Origin of the sequence: Paenalicyclobacillus ferrooxydans (assembly GCF_001399675.1) — a bacterium.
Classification (GTDB): domain Bacteria; phylum Bacillota; class Bacilli; order Alicyclobacillales; family Alicyclobacillaceae; genus Alicyclobacillus_B; species Alicyclobacillus_B ferrooxydans.
Genome location: NZ_LJCO01000081.1, coordinates 1 through 3,388, shown reverse-complemented (window position 1 = coordinate 3,388; position 3,388 = coordinate 1). Strand labels below are relative to the sequence as shown.

The window sequence follows — 3,388 nt, the reverse complement described above, 5'->3', positions numbered from 1 at the left end:
TCTTGTCTGTAGAAGCCATCGACGTGCCTCCTCTACTATTTGCTCGTCACCTTTAGTAGATTGCACTCGATGGCTTTCTCGTCAAGATCCAGCCTTGGAATTTACACCACTACATGAGACTCTAACTTTTTCACATTCGACTTCCGTGAAACAGGGGAAGACCTTCAATACGTCTTGAAGCAACATTTCAACAACAGAGAAGTGGCTGATCTGAGTTCCGTTAGCAAGGTGACTCGCTTTAAACAACAGCAGATGATTCTTGAGCTATTTGGGTACCGCAGTTGTGGTGCAGAAGAAAGGGAACAGGTAAGGAAAAAAGCACGTCAGGCAGTAACCGTTTCCGTCAAACCGATTTTCATCTTTCGTGAAATCATGAATTATTTATCTGAACAACGCATCATCGCCCCAGGTTACAGTTTTATTCAAGAGACGGTTGTTGGCCAAGCGATTATCTTCGAACAGAACCGCTTAATCGCCATGATGCAGGACCACCTAAAACAGCCTCATATCAGTGCCTTCAAGGCATTGATAAAAGATCCTCAAGGACTGTATGAAGTGACGCAACTTAAGCGTGAACCTAAGGATTTTAGTCTGAAGGAAATCAAGCGTGAGATGGATCGGGGTCAGCAAATCCAGCCTTTATACCAACTTGCCAAGACAGTATTACCCAAGTTGGGAATCTCGAATGAAAGCATCAAATACTTTGCCTCATTGGTCGATTATTACTCTGTCTATAAACTCAAGCGGCTTGATGAATGGATGGTTTATGTTTATTTATTGTGCTTTGTTTATTATCGCTATCAGCGAATGAATGACAACCTGATTAGCACCTTCATTTACAACGTCAGGCGGTACATAGAAGAAGCCAAATCCGCGGCCAAGGACCAAGTATATGAACGTTACGCAGAAAACCGTCAAGACATGAAAAGAGCTGGAGAGGTACTTAAACTATTTACTGACGACAACATTGCATCGAACACCCCTTTTGGTGACATTCAGGAGAAGGCCTTTTCCATTTTGGAACGTCAGAAGCTTGCCACTGTAGCGGATCAAATTGTCATCAATGCAAAATGGGATGAATCGACTTTTCAATGGGAGCACATTGATCAATTAGCCCGTCAGTTCAAACGGCATTTACGCCCTTTAATTCGAATGATTGATTTCACAGCCCCTTCGGGGAATGATTCGCTGATGGAGGCCATTGATTTTATGACACGATGTTTTCGTCAAAATAAATCATTGGCGCAGTATGCCTCCGATTTACCCTATCAGTTCCTACCAAATAGCGTTAAACGTTACATCTATCAACAAGATTCCGATGAACAAAAAACCTTATCGGTGGATCGTTATGAATTCTTCATTTACCGCCTTTTACGTAACCGTTTGGAAGCGGGAGATGTTTTTTGCCGTCAAAGTATCCGATTTCGTAGTTTTGAGGATGACCTGATCGATGACGAACAGTGGAAGCAAAGAGAAAAGTTGATGGCCGATGTCGGTCTGACGACCGTCAGCCAACCCATCCGCGATCATTTAGCCGAACTGGAGCAGAGACTTGAATCCCGAATTACAGAAGTAAACCAGCGTATTGCATCTGGCGAAAATGAACAGGTACAAATTAAAAACCGTGGCGTACATAACCGTTGGACGCTTCCGTATACTCGAGACACTGATTCCATCAACCACTCCTTTTTCGATACATTAAAATCCGTTGATGTTGGGAGTGTGTTGCATTACGTGAATCAACGCTGTCAATTTGTTGAATCGTTCGATCATATCTTAGGGCGGTATGCGAAGCAGACCAAGGAAGAACAGATTCTGATTGCTTGCCTAATTGCTTGGGGGACCAATATGGGACTGGGGAGAATGGGCGAAATCTCTGACATTGGTTATCCCTTGCTTGTGGCTACATCCGATAATTTTATTCGCTTAGAGACTTTAAAAGAGGCCAATAATCGCGTCAGTAACGCGACCGGCCAGCTGTCGATCTTTCACCACTTTGATATCAACGAAGTCATTCATTCCAGCAGTGATGGGCAGAAATTCGAGACGGGAATCCATACGATTCGTTCTCGTCATTCACCTAAATATTTCGGCCTTAAAAAGGGGATTGTCTCTTACACTATGGTCGCCAATCACATTCCGGTGAATGCCCGAATCATTGGTGCAAACGAGCATGAAAGCCATTACGTGTTTGATATCTTATACAACAACACAACCGATATTCAGCCTGATGTACATTCCACCGATACACACGGAACCAATGAAGTAAACTTCGCCATTCTTCACTTGTTCGGTTATCAGTTTGCGCCCCGTTACCGGGACATATATGGTACGGTCAGCAAGTCGTTATATGGGTTCAAACACCCGAGCCAATACGGTGATGTCTTGATTAAGCCCGTTCGAAAAATCAATACCCAGCTGATTATTGAGGAATGGGAAAATATCCAGCGAATCATCTTGTCCCTTGCCCTGAAAACTACAACGCAAAGCATTATCATCGGGAAACTAAGCGCTTACGCCCGTAAAAACAAAACCAAGCGAGCCTTGTGGGAGTACGATAACATCATCAAAAGTTTATATTTTTTAGATTACATTGATTCTCCACCGCTACGTCAAAATGTGCAGCGAGCCCTGAATCGGGGCGAGAGTTATCATAAACTATGCCGAGCGGTGTCCTATGCCAACTTTGGGAAGCTTCGTTTCAAAACCGAACAACACCAACAAATTTGGAGCGAATGCAGTCGTCTAATCGCCAATTGCATCATTTATTACAATGCCAGCATTTTATCGAACATGTTGGATTACAGAGAAAAAAACGGTCAGGATTCAGATGCGTTGAAGCGAATTTCTCCCGTTGCTTGGCAGCATATAAATCTCTACGGTCGATACGAATTCAAAAGATACCCAGATCCCGTTGACATGGAGGCTATCGTCCAGGAGCTGATTCAATCAAAGGTGATTCCAAGTGAGTAATTCTGAAATGAACCTTTTCGGGGGGATAGGCAAAAGCACCCAGCTTGGAGCACATGGGGAGGTACTCGTTGACGAATATCTTCGAACTTCCAACCCAAGGATTTATGCGGCAGGCGATGTGACGATGGGACCGCAATTTGTCTATGTCGCGGCGCATGAAGGATGGGTCGTGGCAGAGAATGCGGTGGGTAGGGCCAACCAAAAGCGGGATCTCAGAGTTGTACCCGGCGTCACCTTTACCAACCCATCCATTGCCACGGTGGGTCTGACGGAACAACAGGCCAAGATGGAAGGTTACGATGTGATATCCTCTGTACTGCCGTTGGATGCCGTACCACGCGCACTTGTGAATCGGGAGACCACCGGTGTATTCAAGCTGATTGCGGATGCACAGACCCGCAAAATCCTCGGCGCA

2 pseudogenes are annotated in these 3,388 nt (G+C 44.8%); both read left to right on the top strand.

Going from position 1 to position 3,388, the window contains the following annotated elements:
• Positions 1-126: 126 nt before the first annotated feature.
• Positions 127-2,973, top strand: a pseudogene (locus AN477_RS18860) (Tn3 family transposase); the annotation flags it as partial.
• Between the two features lie 46 nt (positions 2,974-3,019).
• Positions 3,020-3,388 (top strand): annotated as a pseudogene (locus AN477_RS18855) (FAD-dependent oxidoreductase); the annotation flags it as partial.